Origin of the sequence: Bergeyella porcorum (assembly GCF_042427575.1) — a bacterium.
In the GTDB taxonomy this organism is placed as follows: Bacteria; Bacteroidota; Bacteroidia; order Flavobacteriales; family Weeksellaceae; genus Bergeyella; species Bergeyella porcorum.
Window position 1 is genome coordinate 370,476 of record NZ_JBHMFD010000007.1, and the last position, 22,769, is coordinate 393,244.

Annotated in this window: 23 protein-coding genes; 18 read left to right on the forward strand and 5 right to left on the reverse strand. The window is 37.1% G+C overall.

Annotation, left to right across the window (positions count from 1 at the left end; genetic code table 11):
• Positions 1 to 138 precede the first annotated feature (138 nt).
• The 8 genes from rnr (at position 139) to ACFFUE_RS05055 (ending at position 8,105) form a co-directional block, all read left to right on the forward strand.
• A complete protein-coding gene (gene rnr, locus ACFFUE_RS05020) occupies positions 139 to 2,298 on the forward strand; it encodes a ribonuclease R (RefSeq protein WP_376833171.1) in 2,160 nt (719 codons plus the stop codon).
• A gap of 107 nt (positions 2,299 to 2,405) precedes the next feature.
• The gene (locus ACFFUE_RS05025) at positions 2,406 to 2,639 is read left to right on the forward strand and encodes an addiction module family protein (RefSeq protein ID WP_376833173.1); all 234 of its coding nucleotides are present in this window, start codon (positions 2,406 to 2,408) and stop codon (positions 2,637 to 2,639) included.
• On the forward strand, positions 2,629 to 2,919 hold the full coding sequence (locus tag ACFFUE_RS05030; protein ID WP_376833175.1) for a type II toxin-antitoxin system RelE/ParE family toxin: 291 nt from the start codon (positions 2,629 to 2,631) through the stop codon (positions 2,917 to 2,919). The genes ACFFUE_RS05025 and ACFFUE_RS05030 overlap by 11 nt, the downstream gene beginning before the upstream one ends.
• A gap of 62 nt (positions 2,920 to 2,981) precedes the next feature.
• The gene (locus ACFFUE_RS05035; RefSeq protein ID WP_376833177.1) at positions 2,982 to 3,677 is read left to right on the forward strand and encodes a LysE family translocator; all 696 of its coding nucleotides are present in this window, start codon (positions 2,982 to 2,984) and stop codon (positions 3,675 to 3,677) included.
• On the forward strand, positions 3,667 to 4,608 hold the full coding sequence (locus ACFFUE_RS05040; RefSeq protein ID WP_376833179.1) for a S66 peptidase family protein: 942 nt from the start codon (positions 3,667 to 3,669) through the stop codon (positions 4,606 to 4,608). The genes ACFFUE_RS05035 and ACFFUE_RS05040 overlap by 11 nt, the downstream gene beginning before the upstream one ends.
• Before the next feature lie 24 nt (positions 4,609 to 4,632).
• The gene (locus ACFFUE_RS05045; RefSeq protein WP_376833181.1) at positions 4,633 to 5,004 is read left to right on the forward strand and encodes a YraN family protein; all 372 of its coding nucleotides are present in this window, start codon (positions 4,633 to 4,635) and stop codon (positions 5,002 to 5,004) included.
• Between the two features lie 887 nt (positions 5,005 to 5,891).
• Complete coding sequence (locus tag ACFFUE_RS05050) at positions 5,892 to 7,721, forward strand: autotransporter outer membrane beta-barrel domain-containing protein (RefSeq protein ID WP_376833183.1); 1,830 nt, start codon at positions 5,892 to 5,894, stop codon at positions 7,719 to 7,721.
• A 12-nt stretch (positions 7,722 to 7,733) separates the two neighbouring features.
• Positions 7,734 to 8,105, forward strand: a complete 372-nt coding sequence (locus tag ACFFUE_RS05055) for an HU family DNA-binding protein (RefSeq protein WP_376833185.1) — start codon at positions 7,734 to 7,736, stop codon at positions 8,103 to 8,105.
• 372 nt (positions 8,106 to 8,477) lie between these two features.
• Here the strand turns inward: ACFFUE_RS05055 and ACFFUE_RS05060 are convergent, their stop codons facing one another.
• Entirely contained in the window at positions 8,478 to 8,981 is a 504-nt protein-coding gene (locus ACFFUE_RS05060; protein ID WP_376833187.1) for a superoxide dismutase family protein, read from the reverse strand.
• Between the two features lie 130 nt (positions 8,982 to 9,111).
• Complete coding sequence (locus tag ACFFUE_RS05065; RefSeq protein ID WP_376833189.1) at positions 9,112 to 9,702, reverse strand: 50S ribosomal protein L25/general stress protein Ctc; 591 nt, start codon at positions 9,700 to 9,702, stop codon at positions 9,112 to 9,114.
• Positions 9,703 to 9,864: 162 nt separating this feature from the next.
• On the opposite strand from ACFFUE_RS05065, the gene msrA reads away from it, so the two are divergent.
• Positions 9,865 to 10,419, forward strand: coding sequence for a peptide-methionine (S)-S-oxide reductase MsrA (gene msrA, locus ACFFUE_RS05070; protein WP_376833191.1), 555 nt, complete (start codon positions 9,865 to 9,867; stop codon positions 10,417 to 10,419).
• 27 nt (positions 10,420 to 10,446) lie between these two features.
• On the opposite strand, the gene ACFFUE_RS05075 is transcribed toward msrA, so the two are convergent.
• The 3 genes from ACFFUE_RS05075 to ACFFUE_RS05085 all read right to left on the reverse strand — a co-directional run bounded on the left by ACFFUE_RS05075 (position 10,447) and on the right by ACFFUE_RS05085 (position 12,349).
• Positions 10,447 to 10,914: a GNAT family N-acetyltransferase gene (locus tag ACFFUE_RS05075; RefSeq protein ID WP_376833193.1), complete on the reverse strand. Its 468-nt coding sequence runs from the start codon at positions 10,912 to 10,914 to the stop codon at positions 10,447 to 10,449.
• Entirely contained in the window at positions 10,895 to 11,518 is a 624-nt protein-coding gene (gene yihA, locus ACFFUE_RS05080) for a ribosome biogenesis GTP-binding protein YihA/YsxC (protein WP_376833195.1), read from the reverse strand. The genes ACFFUE_RS05075 and yihA overlap by 20 nt, the downstream gene beginning before the upstream one ends.
• Positions 11,519 to 11,587: 69 nt before the next feature.
• Positions 11,588 to 12,349, reverse strand: a complete 762-nt coding sequence (locus ACFFUE_RS05085) for an alpha/beta fold hydrolase (protein WP_376833197.1) — start codon at positions 12,347 to 12,349, stop codon at positions 11,588 to 11,590.
• A gap of 251 nt (positions 12,350 to 12,600) precedes the next feature.
• Here ACFFUE_RS05085 and mraZ point away from each other — a divergent pair, with 251 nt between their 5' ends.
• The 9 genes from mraZ to ACFFUE_RS05130 all read left to right on the forward strand — a co-directional run bounded on the left by mraZ (position 12,601) and on the right by ACFFUE_RS05130 (position 22,565).
• Positions 12,601 to 13,056: a division/cell wall cluster transcriptional repressor MraZ gene (mraZ, locus tag ACFFUE_RS05090; RefSeq protein WP_376833199.1), complete on the forward strand. Its 456-nt coding sequence runs from the start codon at positions 12,601 to 12,603 to the stop codon at positions 13,054 to 13,056.
• Positions 13,057 to 13,105: 49 nt separating this feature from the next.
• Complete coding sequence (gene rsmH, locus ACFFUE_RS05095; RefSeq protein WP_376833201.1) at positions 13,106 to 14,002, forward strand: 16S rRNA (cytosine(1402)-N(4))-methyltransferase RsmH; 897 nt, start codon at positions 13,106 to 13,108, stop codon at positions 14,000 to 14,002.
• Between the two features lie 51 nt (positions 14,003 to 14,053).
• A complete protein-coding gene (locus ACFFUE_RS05100) occupies positions 14,054 to 14,416 on the forward strand; it encodes an FtsL-like putative cell division protein (RefSeq protein ID WP_327983636.1) in 363 nt (120 codons plus the stop codon).
• Positions 14,406 to 16,394, forward strand: a complete 1,989-nt coding sequence (locus tag ACFFUE_RS05105; RefSeq protein ID WP_376833204.1) for a PASTA domain-containing penicillin-binding protein — start codon at positions 14,406 to 14,408, stop codon at positions 16,392 to 16,394. Before ACFFUE_RS05100 ends, ACFFUE_RS05105 begins: the two co-directional genes overlap by 11 nt.
• 328 nt (positions 16,395 to 16,722) lie before the next feature.
• On the forward strand, positions 16,723 to 18,183 hold the full coding sequence (locus ACFFUE_RS05110; protein WP_376833207.1) for a UDP-N-acetylmuramoyl-L-alanyl-D-glutamate--2,6-diaminopimelate ligase: 1,461 nt from the start codon (positions 16,723 to 16,725) through the stop codon (positions 18,181 to 18,183).
• A gap of 68 nt (positions 18,184 to 18,251) precedes the next feature.
• On the forward strand, positions 18,252 to 18,626 hold the full coding sequence (locus ACFFUE_RS05115; RefSeq protein WP_376833209.1) for a four helix bundle protein: 375 nt from the start codon (positions 18,252 to 18,254) through the stop codon (positions 18,624 to 18,626).
• 45 nt (positions 18,627 to 18,671) lie between these two features.
• On the forward strand, positions 18,672 to 19,910 hold the full coding sequence (gene mraY / locus ACFFUE_RS05120) for a phospho-N-acetylmuramoyl-pentapeptide-transferase (RefSeq protein WP_376833211.1): 1,239 nt from the start codon (positions 18,672 to 18,674) through the stop codon (positions 19,908 to 19,910).
• A 51-nt stretch (positions 19,911 to 19,961) separates the two neighbouring features.
• Positions 19,962 to 21,293 (forward strand): UDP-N-acetylmuramoyl-L-alanine--D-glutamate ligase, encoded by a 1,332-nt coding sequence (murD, locus tag ACFFUE_RS05125; RefSeq protein ID WP_376833214.1) that lies wholly within the window; start codon positions 19,962 to 19,964, stop codon positions 21,291 to 21,293.
• 27 nt (positions 21,294 to 21,320) lie between these two features.
• Complete coding sequence (locus tag ACFFUE_RS05130; RefSeq protein ID WP_376833216.1) at positions 21,321 to 22,565, forward strand: FtsW/RodA/SpoVE family cell cycle protein; 1,245 nt, start codon at positions 21,321 to 21,323, stop codon at positions 22,563 to 22,565.
• Positions 22,566 to 22,769: the final 204 nt, after the last annotated feature.

Sequence of the window (22,769 nt, forward strand, 5' to 3'; positions counted from 1 at the left end):
AGATTTTTTTTGAAAAATAATGGCGTAACAATAATTTAACTTGCAGAATGGAACTTTTTTTGATACATTTAGTGGGTATAAAACAATTTTAGAAAATAAAAAAAGAAACGGAGTTTCATTCGTTTAAAAATCAATATTATGGCAAAAAAGAAAAAAAGTAAATATATCAGTCAAAAAAATACTCATAAACTCAACGAGATAGGGCGTATTATTTTGGCATTTATGAAAGAAAAATCCAATAAAATATATAATTATAAACAAATTGCAGACGGTATAGAATATAAAAATCCTCGCCAAAGAGAACAAGTGATACAAGCTCTGCACAAGCTGAAAGCCGAAGACAAGATAAAAGAAGTAGAAAAAGGAAAATATACCGTTAATCTAGAAATTTCAGGGACATTCACAGGGGTTATAGATTTTAACCAAGCAGGGAATGCCTATGTGAAAGTAGAAGGTAGAGAAGATGATATCTTTGTGCATTCTAAAAATGTAAAAGATGCTATGCAGGGCGATAAAGTCCTCATCATTACCTATTCTTACAAAAATAAAAACATAGAAGGTACTGTAGTGCAAGTTTTGGAACGAAATAAAACCGAATTTGTAGGCAGTTTAGAATATATCGCTCACAAAGGATTTGGCTTTGTGGTTTCTGATAAGAAAAACTTTAACACCGATATTTTCGTTAAAAAAGAAAACTTCAATGGAGCGAAACCAAATGACAAAGTAGTGGTAAAAATGCTGGGATGGAAGAAAGGGGATAAAAATCCGGAGGGAGAAATTATCCGCGTACTCGGAAGTCCAGGTGAGCACGAAACCGAAATTCATTCCATCTTGGCAGATTATGGTTTGCCATACGAGTTTCCAGAAGAGGTAGAACAAGAGACAAAAAACTTGGATACCGAAATCCGCGAAGAAGAGGTGAAAAAGCGTAGAGATATGCGAGATATTCTCACCTTTACCATAGACCCGAAAGATGCCAAAGACTTTGATGATGCCCTTTCTCTTCGAAAATTGAAAAATGGCAATTGGGAAGTGGGCGTTCACATTGCAGATGTATCGCATTATGTGAAACCTGGCACCCTGCTAGATGATGAGGCGTATGCCAGAGCCACCTCGGTGTACTTGGTGGATAGAGTGGTGCCAATGCTACCAGAGGTGCTGAGTAATGGCGTTTGTTCCTTGCGTCCTAATGAGGATAAATACACTTTTTCAGCAGTTTTTGAGATGAATGATAAAGCGGAAATTATCAATCAATGGTTTGGAAGGACGGTAACGCATTCCGACAGAAGATTCACCTACGAAGAAGCCCAAGAGCGTATAGAAACAGGTGAAGGCGATTTGGCGGAAGAAATATTAGTCTTAGACCGATTGGCAAAAATTATGAGGGAGGAAAGAATCCATAATGGGGCAATTATTTTCGATAGAATGGAAGTGCGTTTTAACCTCGATGAAAACAATGAACCCATTGGCGTTTATATGAAGGTAGGTAAGGATAGCAACCATTTGATAGAAGAATTTATGCTCCTTGCCAATAGAAAAGTATCCGAATATATCTCTCTAAATCTGAAAAATGAACGCACCAATAATACCTTTATTTACAGAATTCACGAAGACCCAGATCCAGCAAAATTAGAAGCTTTAAAGGAGTTTGTAAGCACTTTCGGATATAAAATGAATATTGCCAATACGAAGCAAACCACACAAAGTTTGAATAAACTCTTAAAAGATGTAAAAGGAAAAGGTGAGGAAAATATGATAGAAACTTTGGCAATGCGTTCTATGAGCAAGGCAGTCTATTCCACAGAGCCTATAGGGCATTATGGTTTAGGTTTTGAGTATTATACGCACTTTACATCGCCTATCCGAAGGTATCCCGATGTGATAGCTCATCGTCTATTGCAGCATTATTTAGATGGTGGCAAATCGCCCAACAAAATGGAAGTGGAAGAACAGGCGAAGCATTCATCTGCAAGGGAACGCTTAGCGAGCGATGCTGAGAGGGACTCTATCAAGTTTATGCAAGTAAAATTTATGGAAAAACACCTTGGAGAAGTTTTTGAAGGCGTTATTTCTGGCGTGGCAGAGTTTGGATTTTGGGTGCAAATCCCCGAAAATGGAGCAGAAGGACTTATCAAACTTCGAGATTTAACCGATGATTCTTATCTCTACGATGCTAAAACCCACGCGGTATATGGTATGAGAACGGGCAAACAATACCAACTGGGTGATGTTGTAAAAATAAAAGTTACTAAGGCTAATTTGATTCAAAAACAATTGGATTTCAAGATTGTGGAATAGGGAGAATAACAGAATTAAGAAGCTAGAATTTTGAAATGATATTTTAAAAATAGATATTGACTTTTAATCTCAACAATATTCTGTAAATTTGTAGAAAAGTAACCGCTATGGATACCGCTATTGATAGAAATAAAATTCACGCTTTTATAGATAGAGCAGATGAGAGGATTTTAAGAATTTTTTCGGCAATTATACATTCCGAAGAGAAGGAAATGGAACAACTTTCTGATGAGCATAAAAGTATTATAAATGAGCGTATTACTGAATATAGAACAGATAAAAATCAGAGTGTAGCATTAGAAGAAACTATCCATTCAATAAAGGAAAAATATGGCTTTTGAGTTAGTTTTATTACCGAAGGTAAAACAAGAATGGGAAAGTAAAATTGATTTATATAATGCTAAAAGAGAAAATTTAGGTTATGAAGTTTTCTTAGAAATTGAAAATTATCTAAAAAAAATTCAGGAAAATCCATTGCATTATCAAAAACGTTATGGAGAGGTGAGGGGGATTTTTACCAAAAGATTTCACTTTGGAATTTATTATATATTTGAAGAAGAGATAATAACGGTTTTAGCAATTCTAAATGCAAAAGAAGATATTTCAAAACTTCAAAGATAATTTTAAAATTGAGCCTTAACCTCCCATCTTAACCTAAGTAAAATATTCTGTAAATTTGTAGAATGTTAGAACTGATATTTTCAGCCATAGGGTTGGGCATTATGCTTAGTTTGGTGTTTATAGGCCCTATCTTTTTTCTCCTCATAGAGACTAGTTTCTCTCGCGGAGCACGCCACGCATTGGCATTGGATATAGGCGTAGTTTTGGCAGATATTTTGTGCATCGTTGTAGCTTATTATGCCAGTAAAGATATTGTACATCTTATAGACCAATACCCTGGTTTTTATAGAATTACAGCATTTATTATTTTTGTTTATGGTATTTTTATGTTAATCACCAAAACCAAAATGCACATCGCAGGGGAGAAGAAAATCATCAGCCAAAATTATCTCAAAACCTTTTTCAATGGCTTTTTGTTCAACCTTTTGAATGTAGGCGTTATTCTCTTTTGGCTGGTTACGGTGATTTCCGTTCGCAATCAGTATCCCGATAATTCTTCCTTTTTCCTTTACCTCGGAATAGTAATTGCCACTTATCTGCTCATTGATATTGCTAAAATTCTCTTGGCTAAGCAATTTCATTGTAAACTGACACAAAACCTTGCCAATGCCATACGAAGAGGGGTAGGCGTGGTTCTTATCCTTTTCAGTGTGGGAATTTTTATGCAGAGTTTTAAGAAGTTTAATCAGTTTGACAAGAGATTAGAGGAGGCAGAAAAACAAGAAATAAAGTACCAAAAAAACATAAATGATAAATAAATTGATAATTCCCCCAGCCATAAAAAAAGGAGCGAAAATAGGCATTATTTCGCCCGCAGGAGCTGTGGAAGCCTCTCAACTAGAATCCACCCTAAAACTGATAGAAGAGAAAGGTTACACCCCCATCTTGGGGAAAAATGCCTTGGGAAGGTTTGACTATGGTTATCCGTATTCAGGAACCGAGAAAGAAAGAGCAGAAGACCTTAATTGGGCTTTGAACGATACCGAAATAGAAGCCATCTGGGCAACCCGAGGCGGCTACGGTTGCCAGCATCTTTTGGAACATCTGAACTTAAAAAACTTTAAAAAATATCCAAAATGGTATATAGGATATTCTGATAACACAGTGATTAATAGCTTTCTACTAAAAAAAGGATTGGCTTCTGTGAACGGACAAACCATCAAAACTTCAAGCTTTGGTGTATGCGAAGAAGGTTATGATATGATTTTCAATCTCCTCGAAGGAAAAGACATTCAGCACACCTTAAAACCTCATTCGTTGAATAGAAAAGGTAAAGCCAAAGGTAGATTAGTAGGTGGAAATTTAGCGTTGGTTTATGCCCTTTTAGGAACACGATATTCTTTTGATTTTAAGGATAATATATTATTCATCGAAGAGATTGGAGAAAACTTTTATGCCTTAGATAGGATGCTGATGAGTCTGGAAATGGCAGGTGTTTTCAAGAAGATTGCTGGATTGGTTGTAGGCGGGATGATTAATATGGGAAAAGAAAAAGATAACAAAGATTATGAATTCAGCTTTGATAATTTTGCTTATAAACTGATTTATAATAGAATAGAGCGGTACAACTTTCCTGTAATCTTCGGATTTCCTAATGGTCATATATTTGAAAACCAGCCGATAATTATAGGAGCAGAAACGGAAATCAATATAGGAAAAAGCGTTTCTTTTATTCAGAAGAGAGCATAGATTAACCTTTAAGTTTTATCCCTAATGGCAGAGCATACAGATTTTGGGAAGCAAGCAGAGCAGTGCGCCGTAGAGTACCTTGAAAGCAAAGGTTATCGCATTGTGGCAAAGAATTTTCGGTATCAGAAAGCGGAGATTGACATCATTGCAGAGTACGAAAATCTTCTTATCATCATTGAAGTAAAGGCGAGAGCCAATAATTTATTCATAGAGCCATACGAAGCGGTGGACAAGCGAAAAATAAAACTGATTGTCTCCGCAGCAGATGCTTTTTTGAGGGAAAATCCGTATGAAAATGAAGTGCGTTTTGATATTGTTTCCATCATTAGAGGAGAGGGAAATCAACTCAAAATACAGCATATAGAAAACGCTTTTGAAAGTTTTGATGCCAACTAGAGTTTGGTTGACAGTTGCTGGTTGATGGTGAAATTGTTAGAAAGTTAGAGGTTAGAAAAAAAGTCTTTTCTCTTTGTTCTTTCCTCTTTCTTCAATGACTAAAAACTAAAATTTAATTTGCTCATTTCCAAAAAAGTCTTACCTTTGCCCCACTCTATGTTGCACAATATCCACATATTACAGCAAAAAAATGCAAAAAACTACCTCAATTATTTGGTAGTTTCGGATAATTGTGTAAACACACACACACACACACACACACACACACACAGACTCACCGTCGCTATACCTTAGTATAGACGCGTGCCTGTGCGTATTTTACAAAAATAATTTTGAAATAAAAAATAAGTCCAAAAAATATTTTTTGGACAACTATGCTATCCCAATGTGGTTTTCTCTGAAAACTGCATTGGGCTTTTTTTATTCCCCTTGTCTCCCAAAGAGGGAGCGAGCGGTAAAACAATCTAACTCTTCTGTACTGGGATGTAAGTTGAATCTTTTAAAATCATTAATCATTTGATTTTTTCATCTTCTAGAAAAGCAACTTACTTAAAATTCTAAAAAGTGTGTGTTATAAGACCCAGTCAGAAGAGTTTTTTTTAAGGAGGATAGATGGTTGTTGATTAGTTGTTAATGGGCAATTATAAACAAACTAAAAAAATAATAGTATTAGCGTCTTTGCCCCTTTCGGGGGACAGGGGGCTGATTCAAAACTCAAAACTGAAAATTAGTTGATAGTTGACAGTTGTTGGTTATTGGTTGATGGTGAACAATTCAACACTTAAAAGAGGTTGATAGTTGTTGGTTGTCGGTTGGTGGTGAGCAACTCAAAACTCAACCCTCAGAACTCAAAACTAAAAAGTATAACAAATAAATAGTAAACGCAAATGAAAAAACAGTTTATTTTAGTAGGACTGCTGGCAGTAGGCTTTGCCAGTGCCCAAAGCAATGACCCTTATGAAGGCAGAGTAGGGATTAATACAATGACGCCAAGTGCTACACTCAACATCAAATCTTTAACAGGAACAAATGCTACTACTAAAAATTTTGAATTGGAAAATGCCAATGGAACCAAGATGGTAACTGTATTGGATAATGGGAATGTAGGAATTGGAACAGATGCACCAGCAGAAAAACTGAATGTAGTAGGAGGTATTAGATCTACGGGAAGTAGTAACGGAGGAGGTTATTTAGATATAGAAAATACTTTAAAAACAGGTGATACAGAAGGAGCAAGATGGAGACTTTATAATATGACGGATAAGCAAGCTGGCACAACATATACACCAGGTCTTCATTTTTGGAACTATTCTTACTCTACTACCCAACCTAACTTAGGTTCTAAAATGCTATTGACGGATAATGGTAATTTAGGGATTGGATTAGGTTCAAGAGGAGTTCCTTCTGAAAAATTACATGTAGCAGGAGGAGCAAGAATAACATCTTTAGCTGGTACGGGCGATAGAGTAGTATTAGCCGATGCTACAGGGGTATTGAAAGCAGGAACATTACCAGCGACTTCCATTAGTGGGGCAGGCAATCTTACGGGTACGGGTATTACCGTGGGTAACGGTGCTGGCGCAACGCTGAAAAATGTCACCTTGGCAATTGCAGATAACGCGATTACTAGTGCGAAGATAGCCGATGGACAAGTGGCTTTAGCAGATTTAGCAGCAAACTCAGTGGACTCTTCTAAGATTGTAGACAAGTCTATAGTAGCCGCCGATCTCAACCAAATGGGAGCTACCAATGGACAGGTACTGAAATGGAATGGTAGCGCGTGGGCACCCGCAGCGGATGCTAATGATAATACCACTTACACAGGTTCTACTTCTGTTGCCTTAAGTGGAAATAGTTTCCAAAGAGCCGCATTAACAGGAGATGTAACAGCTACAGCCAATAGCAATGCCACTACCGTAGCAAGGATACAAGGTAGAGCCGTCGCCAATACTGCCCCAACCAATGGGCAAGTATTAAAATGGAACGGAACAGCGTGGGCACCAGCGGCGGATGCTAATACGGCAGATACGAGTATTTATGCTAATAATGGCACCTTAACAGGAGCAAGAACGGTAAATATGAATGGAAACAACCTATTATTTACAGGAACGGGTAATGTAGGTATTGGAACGAATGCTCCACAAGCTAAGTTAGATATAGCAGGAAAGTTAAAAGTAACTGATGGCACACAACAAGCGGGTAGAGTACTTACTTCTGACGCCAATGGGGTTGCGAGTTGGCAAGCTTTATCCATTGGAAACAAGACAAGTGTGATTACATTCCAAAATAATTCTGCAAGCTTTAATACAGCTTCTTATCATTCTGAAACTCCATTTCCTTTTACCAATGAAATAGCCACAACTGTAACAAGTGAATTGAATGAAATAGGACTGAGTTATAACAACCAATATATTAATCTTACAGCAGGTAAATATCTTGTATTTATTAATCATGATGTGTATGGTCCAGAATATTGTTTGTTTAGAGTAAAAAGAAAATCTAATAGTGCAATTGTTTATACTACATATTACGGAGAATGGCTAAACACATCATTCTTATTAAATTTGGATATTAATGATAGTATAGGGTTTGACTTAATAGGATTTACCTCTATGGATGATCCTTTAAGTAACCCTTCTCCTGAATTTTATAAAAAAGTAGGAGATTATACTAATACTAGGTTTATTAATAAAGTTACTATTCTTAAACTAAACTAAAATCCTAAAAATATGAAATACAAACTGATAGAAAAAGCCAATCCCCAAGATAGGGATAGCAAAAAATGGTATGCCAACGCCGTAAACCAAGGTACGGTAGGGCAAAGAGAAATAGCAGGTAACATTGCAGAGAAATCCTCGCTTACCACGGGAGATATAGCCAATGTGATAGAAAACCTCTTGCAAGAAATCCCCAAAGAACTTTTGAAAGGCAAGAGCGTAAAACTTGGTGATTTTGGGAGCTTTCGCCTTACACTAAGCTCAGAAGGAGCCGCTACGGAGAAGGAGTTTAACACAGCGATGATAAAAAATGTAAAGGTGGTATTTACCCCAGGCACGCTTTTCAAAAACGCCCTTTCTACGGTAAAATTTGAGCGAGACTAAAGCGTAAAAAAAAATCGAGTCAATCTTTTTAAAAATCGACTCGATCTTTTCAAAAATTGAGTCAATCTTTTCGGAGGTTGGCTCTTTTTATAGTTTTGAGTTTTGAGTGCTGAGTTTTTTTTGAAAAAAGAGAAAAGAAAAAAGAGAAAAGACTATCAACTGTCAACTATCAACTATCAACCAATTTTAAGTGTTGAGTTTTTACCATCAACCGACAACTGTCAACCAAATTTAAGAATTTGGCTAAAGCCTTTAGGATAAGACATATTAAAAGTCGGGTTAAAACCCGACCCTATTGAAAGAAATAGACGGTAGCCGACAACTATCAACCGACAACCAAATATTGGTTATTAATATTTTAGCCTAAGTGTATTATTTTATCTCTACACATCCTATTCTTCCTCCAGCATCTCCAGTAGGCTGGGTTTTAAAATCATCTGCTTTAGCGTGAATGATGATGGATTTTCCGATGATGTTTTTCTTCTCATCTTTACAGCCCAAGCACCATTTATCGGTTGTCATTATCATTCTAGCCACACCATCTTTATCCGCTTTTAGGTTACCGAGGTCTCCAGCGTGATGCTCACCGTGTCCCCATTTGCCGTGCTTTTCTTGAGTAGGATTCCAGTGTCCACCTGCAGAGCTTCCATCAGCTGCGGAGCAGTCTCCATTTTCGTGGATATGAGCAGCGTGCAATCCGTAGGATTTTAGTTTGTAAACATTCATATCCAGTTCTACCGTTTTCCCTTTCTGGGTAAACTTAGCAGTACCTTGGGTTTCGGTATTGCTTTTTCCTTTAATCACATAGGTTTTGGTAGTGGTACAAGAGGCAAGCACCAATGCAGCGACTCCCAAAGTAGAAAGAATTGTTTTCATAGAAAATTCAATTAAAAATGATAGCTCAAATTTAAAGACTTTTTCTCTTATGATGTTATTAAATTTCAAATAATATTTACAAAAAAAGAGACCAAAAAAGGTCTCTTTAAGTATTCATTGGATAAAGGGTTTATTCTTCATCTTCGTCATCCACAGCTGCAGCACCGTTCTTCATTGCATTTCTAGACATCTTCACAGCAGCTACTACTGCATTGTCTGGGTGCATAAAGGTGTATGCATCATTTTTGATATCACCGATGTAGAGTTTGTTACCAATTCTCAATGGCGTTACATCCACCACGATTTCATCTGGTAAATTAGCAGGGATAGCTTTCAATTTCAATTTTCTGAAAGATTGACGCAAAACCCCGCCAGCAACAACCCCTTTTGCACGACCTGTAATCTTCACAGGAACTTCCATAATTACTGGCTTATCATCAGCCAATTGGTAGAAGTCCACGTGTAAAATTCTGTCGGTAATAGGGTGAAACTGGATATCCTGAAGAACAGCAGGAATTGTTTGACCATCCACTTCAATAGATACCGTGTGTGCTTCAGGAGTGTAAACCAAGTTTTTGAAAGCTTTCTCTTCTGCAGAGAAGTTCAAAGGTTCTTTTCCTCCATAAACAACACAAGGAACTAAATCAGCATCACGTAAAGCTTTTGTAGACTTTTTGCCCACGCTTTCTCTTTTTGTACCTTGAATTGTAATAGATTTCATTGTATAAAATATTTATTTTTTGAGGTGGCAAATATACAACTATTTATTGAATAGATAAATAAATGGATGATTTTTTCTCTGCATTGGCTCCGAAAAAGTTTAGATAGGTCTCTTTTTTCATTTTTATTTCTAAATTTGTCTAGTATTTCACACAATTAAAGAATGGAAAAAGAATCTAAACAATTAAAAGAATTGGTCTTTGGTGGAGGATGTTTTTGGTGCGTAGAAAGTTGTTTTAATATGCTAGAAGGCGTAGAAAAAGCCATTTCTGGTTATTCTGGTGGGCACAAAGACTATCCTACATATCAAGAAGTTTGCACTGGTGAAACAGGGCACGCAGAGGTGGTGAAAATCATTTATGATGCCACGGTAATTTCCTATGAACAGCTGATGGAAGTTTTCTTTTTCCTTCACGATCCTACCCAGCTTAATAGACAGGGAGAAGATATAGGTACCCAATACCGCTCGGTGATTTTCTATAATGGTGAGGAAGAGAAGATTAAGGCATTGAAAGCTTTGCAAATGTCTGAGTCTTCTGGAAAGTGGAATGGTAAATATGTAACAGAGTTAGCAGAATTTAAAAAATTTTGGGCAGCAGAGGATTACCATCAAGGCTATTATTTGGAGAATCCTACCCAGCCTTATTGTTCTGCAGTTGTAGGACCTAAAATACAGAAATTCAAGGCTTATTTCGGGGAGAAAGGTTGGCTTAAATAAGATATTATAAAGGCGATGGGTTGAAACTCATCGCCTAATCATTTCGGTATGGGGTAGATTATCTTCCAGATATTTTTTTCCTGTGTCTTGGAACCCAAAATCAGAGTAAAATTTAATGAGATAATCTTGTGCAGAAATTCTAATTTCAGAGGTTTGGTATTCCTTTTCTATCACTTCAATGGCACGGGCAATCAGCTGTTTTCCAAGCCCCGTTCCTCTAGCCCCTTCTGTAGTTAACACCCTACCAATAGAGGCTTCATTGTATTTAATTCCTCTATTGAACAATCGGCAGTAGGCAAGGATTCTTCCATCTTGTTCTGCCCAAAGATGCAGGGCTTTCTGGTCGGTATTATCCAAATCTTGATAAGGTGTATTTTGTTCTATCACAAAAATTTCCACTCTTGCTTGGACAATGCGGTAGAGGTCGTTGGTAGAGAGTTTTTCAAAGGGTTTCACTGTCCAAGTGATGGTATTTTTATTCATTGAATTGTACATTGTTTTGTTTTAGAAAATCATTGGTAATGGTGATGAAATCAAGAATTTCTTCTGTACCTTCTTTTTTTTCAGCCGAAGTTACATAGATTTCAGGCAGTCCATCCCAAGTTTTTAGCAATTCGTTTTTGTAATGTTCCACATTTTTAATGGCAGCATTGGGTTTTAGTTTATCTGCTTTTGTGAATATAATAGAAAATGGGATGCCGTGCTCACCACACCATTCTATAAATTCAATATCAATTTTTTGTGGCGTATGTCTTATATCAATCAATACAAAAAGGTTTACCAAATTTTTTCTATTGAGAATGTAGTTGGTAATCAGTTTTTCAAAATCTTTGCGTTGCACTTTAGAGACTTTGGCGTAGCCATAGCCTGGCAAATCGGTAAGATACCATTCTTCATTTACCAAAAAATGATTGATAAGTTGAGTTTTTCCAGGAGTTTGGGAAGTTTTTGCCAAGTCTTTTTTATTCATCATTGCATTGATGAGCGATGATTTTCCCACATTAGAACGCCCTATAAAGGCATATTCTGGCAGGTTGGCTTCTGGGCAATCTTGCCATTTCTGAGAACTTTTAACAAAGTTGGCAGATTTGATTTGCATAAGGTTAGGTTTTTGATATTAAAAATCTCGCTGATGGATGTTACCAGCGAGAATATTTTTGTTAAAGAATTATAGTTTGGTTTCTAGCCAGCGGTGCAAGATGTCATTAAACTCATCTGGTTTCTCCATCATTGCAGCGTGTCCACATTCATCTATCCAGAACAACTCCGAATCAGGAATCAATCGATCCATTTCCACGGCAACCTCGGGAGGGGTTACATTATCTTGTTTTCCCCAAATGATGCAGGTAGGTGCTTTTATTTTATGCAATTCCTTTTGCATATTATGTTTAATGGCACTTCTTGCTAGCATCACGGTTTTAATGCCTTTCCCTCGGTCATTCACAATAGAAAAAACTTCATCTACCAATTCTTCTGTAGCCACATTAGGGTCAAAAAAAACCTCTTGGGCTTTTTTCTTAATATATTCTCTGTCGTTTTTTCTTGGAAAGCTATCACCAAAAGAGCGTTCGTAGAGTCCAGAGCTTCCTGTAAGGACAAGATGTGTTACCAGCTCAGGTCTGGATAAGGTAAGAATCAGCCCGATGTGTCCCCCCATAGAATTGCCTACTACAATGGCAGGCTCTCCTACCTCTTCCTCTATAAATCTGGCTACAAATTTTGCCAAAGAAGTCAGATTGGTATTGAGAACCGATAAATCATATATCGGAAGTTCTGGAAAGTAAACCTTATACCCTTTGCTTGAAAAAAAACTTATCAGCTTGGTAAAGTTACTCAATCCTCCCATAAGTCCTTGCAATAGGACAATGGGACGACCTTCGCCTTCCGAAATGAACTTAAACTTTTTTTCTTTTTTGGATTTGAATAACATAAAATGCCGTATAGCAATCGCAAAAATACAAATTAAACAATTACAAAACACTAAATATGGGTTATAAAATGAAAATTAATTGAATTTTGAAAAGATGAGGTAAAATTATATAAAAACTCAGTGCTGATAGGTGTTTGGTAATTGTTTTTAAATCAATTGTTTAACTTGAAAAGGAAAAAGTTATTCACAATAAGTTTAAAAGTGGGAGAAAGTGGGAAAATTTAGAATTAATTTATATAACTTTGCCTCAAATGAAAAATTTTATTGGAACATACGAGTGTAAAATGGACGACAAAGGTCGTATCAAAGTGCCAGCTTCCTTAGCGAAGCAGATGGAGGACTTTGGGGACGAGGCTTTTGTGGTAAAACGCTCCGTGTTCCAAAAGTGTTTGGAGGTTTATCCCATTAAACATTGGGATAGGTTGATGGAAAAAATCAATGGGCTCAATCGTTTCCAAAAGAAAAATGTAGATTTTATACGGGTCTTTACCGCTGGGGTAAAAACCATTGAACTGGATAATGCGGGTAGGATACAGATTTCCAAAGATTTAATTCAGTATGCATTACTTGAGAAGGAAATCGTTATTACCAGTGCTGGTGAGCTTTTTGAAGTTTGGGATAAAGACAGCTATGAAACCGTGATAGCAGACTCTGAAGATAGTTTTGCTCAGCTTGCAGAGGAGGTAATGAAGGAAAACGAAGGCTAGTCTGGTTGTTGCTATCAAATCAATCATTAATTATTTATAACGAAAAAAAATGTATCATAATCCTGTTTTATTGAAACAAAGCGTAGATGATTTGGTCATCAATCCAGATGGTGTTTATGTAGATTGTACCTTTGGAGGAGGTGGACACTCTAGAGAGATTCTCAGTAGGCTTTCGGAGAAAGGGCGTTTGTATAGTTTTGATCAGGATTTAGACGCTTTGAATAATACAATAGAAGATGAACGGTTTACACTGATTAATCAGAATTTCAGATTTTTAGAAAATTCTTTACTGATGTATGGTGTAGATGGTGTAGATGGTGTTTTAGCAGATTTGGGTGTGTCTTCTCATCAGTTTGACGAGGCTGACAGAGGGTTTTCCATTAGAAGCAATGCTCCTCTGGATATGAGGATGAATGTTCTTCAAAGTTTGGATGCTAAGAAGGTGATCAACGAGTATGAAGAAGAAGAGCTAGCCGATATTTTTTACCATTATGGAGAGCTTCGCGAGGCAAGAAAATTGGCAAGAGAAATCGTACACCATAGAAAAACAAAAAGAATAGAGACCACCGAAGATCTGAAACAGCTTTTTACCTATATTCCACCTCATAAGCAAAATAAATTCTTCGCTCAAGTGTTTCAGGCGGTGAGAATAGAGGTGAATCAGGAGTTGGAAGTGCTGAAAGAAATGCTGATGCAAGCCCATAGAATTTTGAAACCAGAGGGAAGATTGGTGGTGATTTCTTATCATTCTTTGGAGGACCGTTTGGTAAAACGCTTTTTGAAAAACGGAATGTTTGAAGGAGAGCCAGAACGAGACATCTATGGTAATTATCAAAAGGCTTTTGAACTTGTGAAAAGTAAAGCAACAGTGCCTACAGATGAGGAAATAAAAGAAAACTCCCGTGCCAGAAGTGCAAAAATGAGAGTGGGTATTAAGGCGGGTTGATTAAAAATGATGAATAAAACCATTAACAAATAATAACAGCTTATTAAAATAATGGCGAAAAGAAAAAAAACACAATTTGAAAGAAAGAAACTTACGATAGAAGACATCGTAAAGGGAAATTTTTTGTATAGAGATGAGATTCGGGCACATTATAAGTTTTTTTTATTAATCATATTCGGGTTGATGGTTATGATTTACTGTTCTCATCTTGTAAGCCAGAAGATGGTAAAAATCAATACTTTGAAAGAACAGTTTGAAGAATATAAATCTAGAAATGCCTTTGCACAAAGCCGATTGATTAAAGTAAAAATGGAATCAGAATTAGGTAAAGAAATGATAACCGATTCTCTAATGACCTTAGAAAGCCACCCACATAAATTGCTTATAAAACTAGATAGTACCAATGCAAAATAACGAATACAATATCAAGAGAAAAAGAGCTTTATGGTGGGGGAGAGGTTTTACTATGGTAGCATTCATTTTATTTGGTATTTTTATACTTCAAATTGTTCGTTTGCAAAATACCAATGTAGAAACCATTAAAGAAGATTATATCAGCAAAAATTATAGAGAAGCCACTCTAAAAGCAGCTAGAGGAAATCTTTATGCTTCAGATGGTTCCATCTTGGCAACCACTGTGATGAGGTACGATATTTATATTGATTTTAAAGTCATTAAAGACACTATTTATAATAAGAATATCGGGGCTCTTACAGATTCTCTTAGTGCAATGTTTGGGAAGCCTCGCAGCTATTTCAGACAAAAATTTGATGCTCAGAAAGCTAAAAAGAATCAATATTATTCCTTGATAAAAGGATTAGATTTTGACCAATACGATAGAATCCGAAAGTTTCCTATCTTCGAGAGAGGAAAAAACAAAGGAGGGTTCATTGTAGATAGAAAATACCGCAGAGAGCTTTCCACTACAGAGATAGGTGCAGGTACCATTGGTATGGATGATGAAAGAGGAAAATCTGGTCTAGAAGCTGCTTTCTCCAAATACCTTACAGGAACTGATGGAATGAGGGTAGAGCAAAGAGTCAACTCTTCTCAATGGAAACCAATAGATTATTGGAATAATATAGACCCTATAGATGGACAAGATGTTTATACCACTTTAGACCTTAGAATTCAGGATATTGCCCATTCGGCATTGGAAAAACAGTTAATCAATTTTGATGCAGACCACGGTAGTGTCCTTGTGATGGAAGTGGAAACAGGCAAAGTCCGTGCAATGGTTAATCTCCGCAGAACCGAACCAGGTGTATATGTAGATGCCTACAACTATGCCCTAAAAGATGCCATAGAAAATGGTTCTACTATTAAAGTCATTTCTCTATTGGCGGCAATGGATGATGGTTTTATCGATGAAAATACTACGGTGAATGTAGGCGGTGGCTCTTGGACATACGCCAAGCAAACCATTAGCGATGGACACGGGGGTGGCACCTATGATATTAGTGATGTTTTGGCTAAATCTAGCAATGTGGGAACTGCAAAACTCATTACTAAATACTATGGTGAGAAACCACAGATTTTTCTTGACCATTGGAGAAGGTGGAAACTCTTTGATAAAATGGATATAGAGTTGCCAGGTATTGCTAAACCAAGAATTCAAACTCCTGAAAGTAAGAGATGGAACAGGGCTACCTTAGCATCATTATCATTCGGCTACTCGTCTAATATCAGTCTATTGCAGCTCACCACATTCTATAATGGTATTGCTAATAAAGGAACGATGGTAAAACCACTTTTCATTGATAAAATAATGAAAGATGGGAAAATCACTTACGAAGCCCAACCAGAAGTAATGGTGAAGAAAATGGCATCGGATAAAGCTATTAAAATGATGACAGATGCCCTTACCAAAGCGGTAGAAAAAGGAACGGCAAGAAGTATCTTTACGCCCAATCTTAAAATGGCAGGGAAGACAGGTACAGCCCGTTTTGAATATTGGAAACTAGGGCCTATGAAATATCAAGCTTCATTTGCAGGGTTTTATCCAGCGGATAATCCTAAGTACACCTGCATTGTAATGGTCAATCAGCCAGATAACAACAAAGGCTTTTATGGCGGTACTGTAGCCGCCCCTGTATTCAAGGAAATTGCAGGAAAAACCTTCCTGAAAACCCCTCAGAATATTGATAAAGATTTATTGAAAAACAAATCGGTGGATTTATCAGCCCTTACCAAAGCTACTCCGAAGATTAAAGTGAATAATGGGAAAATGCCTAATGTGATGGGACTGGTGGGGAGAGATGTGGTACCTCAGTTGGAAAATGCAGGCTATAGAGTAGATTATAAAGGAGTAGGAAGAGTGATGGAGCAGTTTCCATCGGCTGGAACGGTCATCAAGAAAGACCAAAAAATTTATTTAAAATTACAGAATTAATGAATGGTTTGATGGTTGTTGGTGGAATCAATAAGATTGGGCTTTAGCCCATTCACAAAAGAGAAATAAACAAAAGGCTTTAGCCAAAATCATTTTGGTGCAACAGAAAATGAAGTAGGTACAGAGCAAAATCGACTCGGGACAAGACAAAATAGGGTAGGTGCAGACCAACATCGTGTCGGTACAATAGAAAATGAAGTAGGTACAGAGCGAAATCGCCTCGGTATAAGGCAAAATAGAGTAGGTATAGACCAACATCGTGTCGGTACAATGTAAAATGAAATAGGTACAATACATATTAAGTATTGAAAAAATTAAAATAAAAAAAATGAACCTCAATATCATATTAAATAAAATACCATTACTGGAAGTCATTGGCTTGTTGGATATAGAAATTTCCAACATCGCTTTTGATAGCCGAAAGATAACCACAGATGGGCTTTATATCGCTGTGAAAGGCACCGCAACCGATGGGCATCAGTTCATCTCTTCTGCAATAGAAAGCGGAGCCAAAGTGGTGGTTTGCGAAACGCTTCCCGAGGTTTTGGTGGAAAATATCACATATATTCAAGTGAAAGATTCCAACCACGCATTGGGGCAAATTGCCAGTAATTTCTACGGAAATCCTTCCGAGAAATTGAGTTTGGTAGGCGTTACAGGGACTAATGGGAAGACTTCTGTATCCACGCTGTTGTTTGAGGTGTTCAAAAATTTGGGCTATCCATCGGCACTCATTTCCACGGTGGAATATCGCATCGTAGATGAGGTTTTGCCTTCCACGCATACCACGCCAGACATCATCACACTGAATAAAATCTTAGCTCAAGCGGTGGAAAAAGGTTGTGAATATGCCTTTATGGAGGTGAGTTCGCACGGCATCCATCAGGGGAGAATCAATGGGCTAAATTTCAAAGTGGCAGGATTTACCAACCTCACACACGACCATCTCGACTACCATAAAACCTTTTTGGAATACCTCAATACCAAAAAGAAATTCTTCGATGATTTGCCAGAAACTGCCATTGCTATCACCAATATTGATGATAAAAACGGACTGGTAATGTTGCAAAATACTAAAGCCACTAAGAAAACCTACGCCCAAAAAACTTTGGCAGATTACCACGGGAAACTTTTGGAAGTGGATTTCAACGGAATGCTCCTTAACTTTAATGGAAAAGAAGTTTGGACAACGCTTACGGGGAAGTTCAATGTTTATAATTTGCTTTTGGTTTTTGCGATAGCCCAAGAATTAGGCTTTGAAGAAACGGAAATCCTTACCGCTATTTCTAAATTAAAACGCGTAAATGGACGCTTTGAAACCTTTAAGTCTGATGGAGGTATTGTCTTCGTAGTAGATTATGCCCACACGCCAGACGCATTGGAAAATATTTTGGATTCCATCAACGAAATCCGAACCAAAAACGAAAGGCTCATCACGGTATTTGGTTGTGGTGGCGACCGCGACCGTGAGAAACGCCCCGAAATGGGAAAAGTAGCCACTCAGAAATCTACCCTTGCCATTATCACTTCCGATAATCCAAGAACGGAAGACTCAACGGTGATTATTAAGGAGATAGAAGCAGGTGTGGAAGCTCAGAATTTTAGCAAATACACCACTATTCCCGATAGAAAGGAGGCGATAAAGATGGCAATAAAATTTGCCGAACCTCGGGACATTGTCCTCGTAGCAGGAAAAGGTCACGAAACCTATCAGGAAATCAACGGTGTAAGACACCATTTTGATGATAAGGAAGTGATAGAGGAACTTTGGAAAGCGATGAGTAAGTAATGATTGAATGATTTAAATAATTAAAAGATTTAAAATTCTTTTGTTTTAGAAATTTAAAATGAAATCTTATGACTAAAAACTTTGAAGATTTTCCTGTTTATCAGAAATCAATGGATTTGGTAGAAAAGGTATTTGAGTTTTTAAATCAATCGGATTTTAAGACAGAATTTGAATTTGTTAATCAATTAAAACGAGCAGTGATATCTATTACAAATAATATAGCAGAAGGCTCGGAATATAACAATAATCGTCAGTTTATTAGATTTTTAAAGATAGCAAAAGGGAGTTGTGGAGAAGCAAGAAACTTAATGCTAATTAGCAAAAGACTAAAGTGGGGAGAAAATGAACTGCGAGAAAACATTATAAACGAAACAATAAAAATATCGATACAATTATCAAACTTTATAAAATATTTAGGCGATAATTTGGAAAGAAAAAAATAAGAATTGAAAAAAATAAGTTGAATCATTAAATAAGTTAAATTAAAAATGTTATACTATCTATATGAATATTTAACGGCTAACGGAATCCATATTCCAGGGCTTAATTTATTGAGATACATCTCATTTCGTGCGGGGATGGCGGTTCTATTTTCATTATGGATTGCCTTGGTGTATGGTAAGAAAATCATCACTTTCCTTAGACGAAAACAAATGGGAGAGCTGGTAAGAGACCTCGGTCTTGATGGGCAAAAGCAAAAAGAAGGTACACCTACTATGGGAGGGCTTATCATCATCATTGCCACATTGGTTCCTGTTTTATTATTCACCAAAATCACCAATATTTATATCATTCTCTTGGTGGTTTCCGTAATTTGGATGGGAGCAATAGGCTTTATAGACGATTATCTGAAGAAAATTAAGAAGAATAAAGATGGCTTGAGTGGCAAGTTTAAAGTGATTGGTCAGGTAGGTTTAGGGCTTATCGTAGGTGTAACAATGTACTTTCACAAGGATGTTACCATTAAGCGTGAGTATCTGGATAATGCTACACCTCAGACTACGGCGGTTCAAAAATTCTCTTCCGAAGAGAAGGCGGTAATATCTACCGTTCCTTTTGTGAAAAACAATGAGTTTGATTACAGCAAAATCCTCTTTTGGATGGATGAGCAAGAAGCCGAAGAATGGGCGTGGGTGGTCTTTATCCCGATCGTTATTTTCATTGTAACGGCGGTGTCCAATGGAGCTAATATTACCGATGGTATAGATGGTCTGGCAGCAGGAACCAGTGCCGTAATATTGCTTACGCTGGCGTTCTTTGCGTATGTTTCGGGGAACATCATCTTTGCAGATTATCTCAATATAATGTTCCTTCCCAATATGGGAGAAACCACCATTTTCGTAGTGGCTATGGTGGGAGCGGTGATAGGGTTCTTTTGGTACAATACCTATCCAGCACAAGTATTTATGGGCGATACGGGGAGTTTAATGCTCGGTGGAGTGATTGCTGTTTTGGCGATTATTCTGAGAAAAGAATTGCTAATCCCCGTGCTTTGTGGTATTTTCTTGATAGAAAATCTTTCGGTGGTATTGCAAGTAGCGGTTTTCAAATACAGAAAGAAAAAATACGGTTTGGAATACGCTCAGAACAACCGTCTATTTAAGATGTCGCCTCTACATCATCACTATCAGAAAAGTGGTTATCACGAGAGTAAGATTGTGAATAGAATGATTATCATCGGGGTAATGCTGGCTATTATTTGTTTGATAACTTTGAAAGTGAGGTAAGGGGTCTATTAAAGATGAAATAAAAATTTTCAATCATTAAATTTTAATAAAATGAAAATAGCAATTTTAGGCGGTGGAGAAAGCGGATTTGGAGCAGCTTATTTAGCCAAGAAAAAAGGTCTGGAAGTCTTTCTTTCGGACAAGGGAGAAATTCGCCCTCAGTACAAAACGCTATTGCAAATGCACGATATAGAATTTGAAGAAGGCTCTCACGATGAAACCCGCATTCTCTCTGCAGATTGGGTCATCAAAAGTCCTGGAATTCCTAAAAAGGCAGATTTGATTCAGAAAATCAAGCAAAAAGGCATTCGCTTATCTTCCGAGATAGAATTTGCAGCAGAGTTTACCGATGCCAAAATCATTGCCATCACGGGAAGTAATGGGAAAACTACCACCACATCGCTCATCTATCATATATTAAAAAATGACGGATTGAATGTTGGCTTAGGCGGTAACATCGGTACCAGTTTTGCCAAGCAGGTTGCAGAGGAAAATTATGATTATTATGTATTGGAAGTCAGTAGCTTTCAGTTAGATGATATTCAGAATTTCCGTCCGTATATCTCGCTTTTGCTCAATCTTTCGCCAGACCACCTAGACCAATACAATTACAACTACGAGGAATACGCTTTAGCCAAATTCAGAATTGCTGAAAATCAGGAAAATGATAATTTTTTCATCTATAATAAAGATGATGAAATGAGCCGAAGCCTTCTCGAAAAAATAGAAATTAAAGCCAAAAAACTGCCTTTTTCATTAGATGAAAAACTAGATGAAGGAGCTTATGCTACAGAAGATAAGATTTTTGTAAAGTTACAAGAGGAGTTTTCTATGAAAATAGAGGAGCTATCCATTGTAGGAAAACACAATGTTGCCAATAGTTTGGCAGCGAGTATTGCGGGTAAATTGCTCAATATCAGTAATGAAAGTATTAGAAAATCCTTGATGACATTTCAGGCGGTGGAGCATAGGTTGGAGCAGTTTGCAGAGATTGATGGTGTGAAATACATCAATGATAGCAAGGCAACCAATGTAAATGCCACTTATTACGCTCTTGAAAGTATGAAAACCCCAACGGTTTGGATTGTAGGTGGCGTGGATAAAGGTAACGATTATACGGAGATAGAAGATTTGGTAAAACGAAAAGTAAAAGCCATTGTTTGTTTAGGATTAGACAATGATAAGATTATCGAATTTTTCCGAGATAAGAAAGAACTGATTTATAACACTTCTACTCTGGAAGAATGCGTAAAAATAGCCAAAACCGTAGCCGAAAAAGGCGATGCGGTATTGCTATCCCCGTGCTGTGCGAGTTTTGATTTGTTCGATAACTACGAGGATAGAGGCAGAAAATTTAAAGCAGAGGTGCTGAAATCAATATAAAAAACAAAAGAAAATATTACCACAACAATGAGCGGTATCCAAGTAAAAGAAAATAAAAAAAATGAGTTTCTAAAAGGAGATAAAGTCCTCTGGATTTTGATTATCATCATCTCTGGATTTTCCATTATGCCTGTATATTCGGCAAGTTCCAATTTGGAGTATATCGTGAACAATGGCACTACAATAGGTCATTTGTTCAAGCATATATTTTTCATCATCTTAGGGCTAGGTTTGGTACGGGGCATTGGAATTATTAAGTATGAGTATATCGGTAAGTTTAGTATCATTTTCCTTCTCATTTCTGTTGTATTCCTCCTTATCACAATGTTTTCTGGGCAGACTATAGATGGTGCTAGTGCTTCCCGCTGGCTTAAGATTCCTGGAACGCCATTTTCTTTCCAGCCTTCATCCTTTGCTTTTCTTACACTTATTATCTATCTATGCAGGTATCTAACCAAGAAAATAGAGAGAGAGAGGTTACCAATAGAGAATGTAATGTATATATTTGGTCCTATATTGTTGGTTTTTCTTTTAGTAGGAAAAGACAATGGCTCCACAGCCGTTATGATTATGGCGGTTTCCATTGCTGTTTTAGCATTTGGCCAGCTCAATTGGAAATACATTACAGGGTTTATTGCTACAGCAGTAATGGCAGGGGGAATGTTTATCTTGATAGCACTCAATACCAATATGCTGGGAGGCAACCGTGTGCATACTTGGATGAGTCGTATAGAAACCTTTACTTCGTCTAAACAATCCACTTCAGAAGTAGAGACCGAGGTAATGAAAGCCAAAAATTATCAGGTGATGCAGGCAAAAGCAGCCATTGTTCACGGAGGTATTACGGGCATAGGGCCAGGTAAAAGTGCCCTGAAACAGATGCTTCCGCAGTCGGCATCAGATTTTATTTTCGCCATTATTATAGAAGAATACGGTTTGCTAGGGGCGGTGTTCCTTATAGGGGCTTATTTCATAATGATTATTCGGATTGTGATTATTGCCAGTAAAATGCCTGCTTTCTTTGGTTCTTTGCTGGTATTAGCAATGGGATTAATGTTTTTCGTACAGTTATCGGTAAACATTGCCGTAGCGGTCAATCTCATCCCTGTTACGGGGCAACCTTTACCATTGATAAGCTATGGGGGAACTTCTATGTTGGTAACATATATACAATTGGGTATTGTTCTCAATGTAAGCTCTAGAATCCAAGTATTAGATGAAGAAGGGATAGGGAAGAAGCAAAGTATAGAAGAGATTAATGATATTGCGTAATGATTTTTCCTCGAGGTTTAAAGTTGGAATAGATTTTTACTAGGAAGAAAAAAGCCCGCCTGCTTTTGCTTAAAACCTCGCCTGCTTTTTGAAAAAGGTGGCGGGCTTTTTGCCAAAACCTTTAGAGCTTTTTTAGAATAAGATTTAATAATGTATAAACAAAATATGCAAACGGATATAAAAACATCTTCTAATCAACATTCC

Bases quoted from the DNA above. Each gene is read 5' to 3' on its own strand.
- rnr (WP_376833171.1), top strand. From the start codon at position 139: ATGGCAAAAAAGAAAAAAAGTAAATATATCAGTCAAAAAAATACTCAT.
- ACFFUE_RS05025 (WP_376833173.1), top strand. From the start codon at position 2,406: ATGGATACCGCTATTGATAGAAATAAAATTCACGCTTTTATAGATAGA.
- ACFFUE_RS05030 (WP_376833175.1), top strand. From the start codon at position 2,629: ATGGCTTTTGAGTTAGTTTTATTACCGAAGGTAAAACAAGAATGGGAA.
- ACFFUE_RS05035 (WP_376833177.1), top strand. From the start codon at position 2,982: ATGTTAGAACTGATATTTTCAGCCATAGGGTTGGGCATTATGCTTAGT.
- ACFFUE_RS05040 (WP_376833179.1), top strand. From the start codon at position 3,667: ATGATAAATAAATTGATAATTCCCCCAGCCATAAAAAAAGGAGCGAAA.
- ACFFUE_RS05045 (WP_376833181.1), top strand. From the start codon at position 4,633: ATGGCAGAGCATACAGATTTTGGGAAGCAAGCAGAGCAGTGCGCCGTA.
- ACFFUE_RS05050 (WP_376833183.1), top strand. From the start codon at position 5,892: ATGAAAAAACAGTTTATTTTAGTAGGACTGCTGGCAGTAGGCTTTGCC.
- ACFFUE_RS05055 (WP_376833185.1), top strand. From the start codon at position 7,734: ATGAAATACAAACTGATAGAAAAAGCCAATCCCCAAGATAGGGATAGC.
- ACFFUE_RS05060 (WP_376833187.1), bottom strand. From the start codon at position 8,981: ATGAAAACAATTCTTTCTACTTTGGGAGTCGCTGCATTGGTGCTTGCC.
- ACFFUE_RS05065 (WP_376833189.1), bottom strand. From the start codon at position 9,702: ATGAAATCTATTACAATTCAAGGTACAAAAAGAGAAAGCGTGGGCAAA.
- msrA (WP_376833191.1), top strand. From the start codon at position 9,865: ATGGAAAAAGAATCTAAACAATTAAAAGAATTGGTCTTTGGTGGAGGA.
- ACFFUE_RS05075 (WP_376833193.1), bottom strand. From the start codon at position 10,914: ATGTACAATTCAATGAATAAAAATACCATCACTTGGACAGTGAAACCC.
- yihA (WP_376833195.1), bottom strand. From the start codon at position 11,518: ATGCAAATCAAATCTGCCAACTTTGTTAAAAGTTCTCAGAAATGGCAA.
- ACFFUE_RS05085 (WP_376833197.1), bottom strand. From the start codon at position 12,349: ATGTTATTCAAATCCAAAAAAGAAAAAAAGTTTAAGTTCATTTCGGAA.
- mraZ (WP_376833199.1), top strand. From the start codon at position 12,601: ATGAAAAATTTTATTGGAACATACGAGTGTAAAATGGACGACAAAGGT.
- rsmH (WP_376833201.1), top strand. From the start codon at position 13,106: ATGTATCATAATCCTGTTTTATTGAAACAAAGCGTAGATGATTTGGTC.
- ACFFUE_RS05100 (WP_327983636.1), top strand. From the start codon at position 14,054: ATGGCGAAAAGAAAAAAAACACAATTTGAAAGAAAGAAACTTACGATA.
- ACFFUE_RS05105 (WP_376833204.1), top strand. From the start codon at position 14,406: ATGCAAAATAACGAATACAATATCAAGAGAAAAAGAGCTTTATGGTGG.
- ACFFUE_RS05110 (WP_376833207.1), top strand. From the start codon at position 16,723: ATGAACCTCAATATCATATTAAATAAAATACCATTACTGGAAGTCATT.
- ACFFUE_RS05115 (WP_376833209.1), top strand. From the start codon at position 18,252: ATGACTAAAAACTTTGAAGATTTTCCTGTTTATCAGAAATCAATGGAT.
- mraY (WP_376833211.1), top strand. From the start codon at position 18,672: ATGTTATACTATCTATATGAATATTTAACGGCTAACGGAATCCATATT.
- murD (WP_376833214.1), top strand. From the start codon at position 19,962: ATGAAAATAGCAATTTTAGGCGGTGGAGAAAGCGGATTTGGAGCAGCT.
- ACFFUE_RS05130 (WP_376833216.1), top strand. From the start codon at position 21,321: ATGAGCGGTATCCAAGTAAAAGAAAATAAAAAAAATGAGTTTCTAAAA.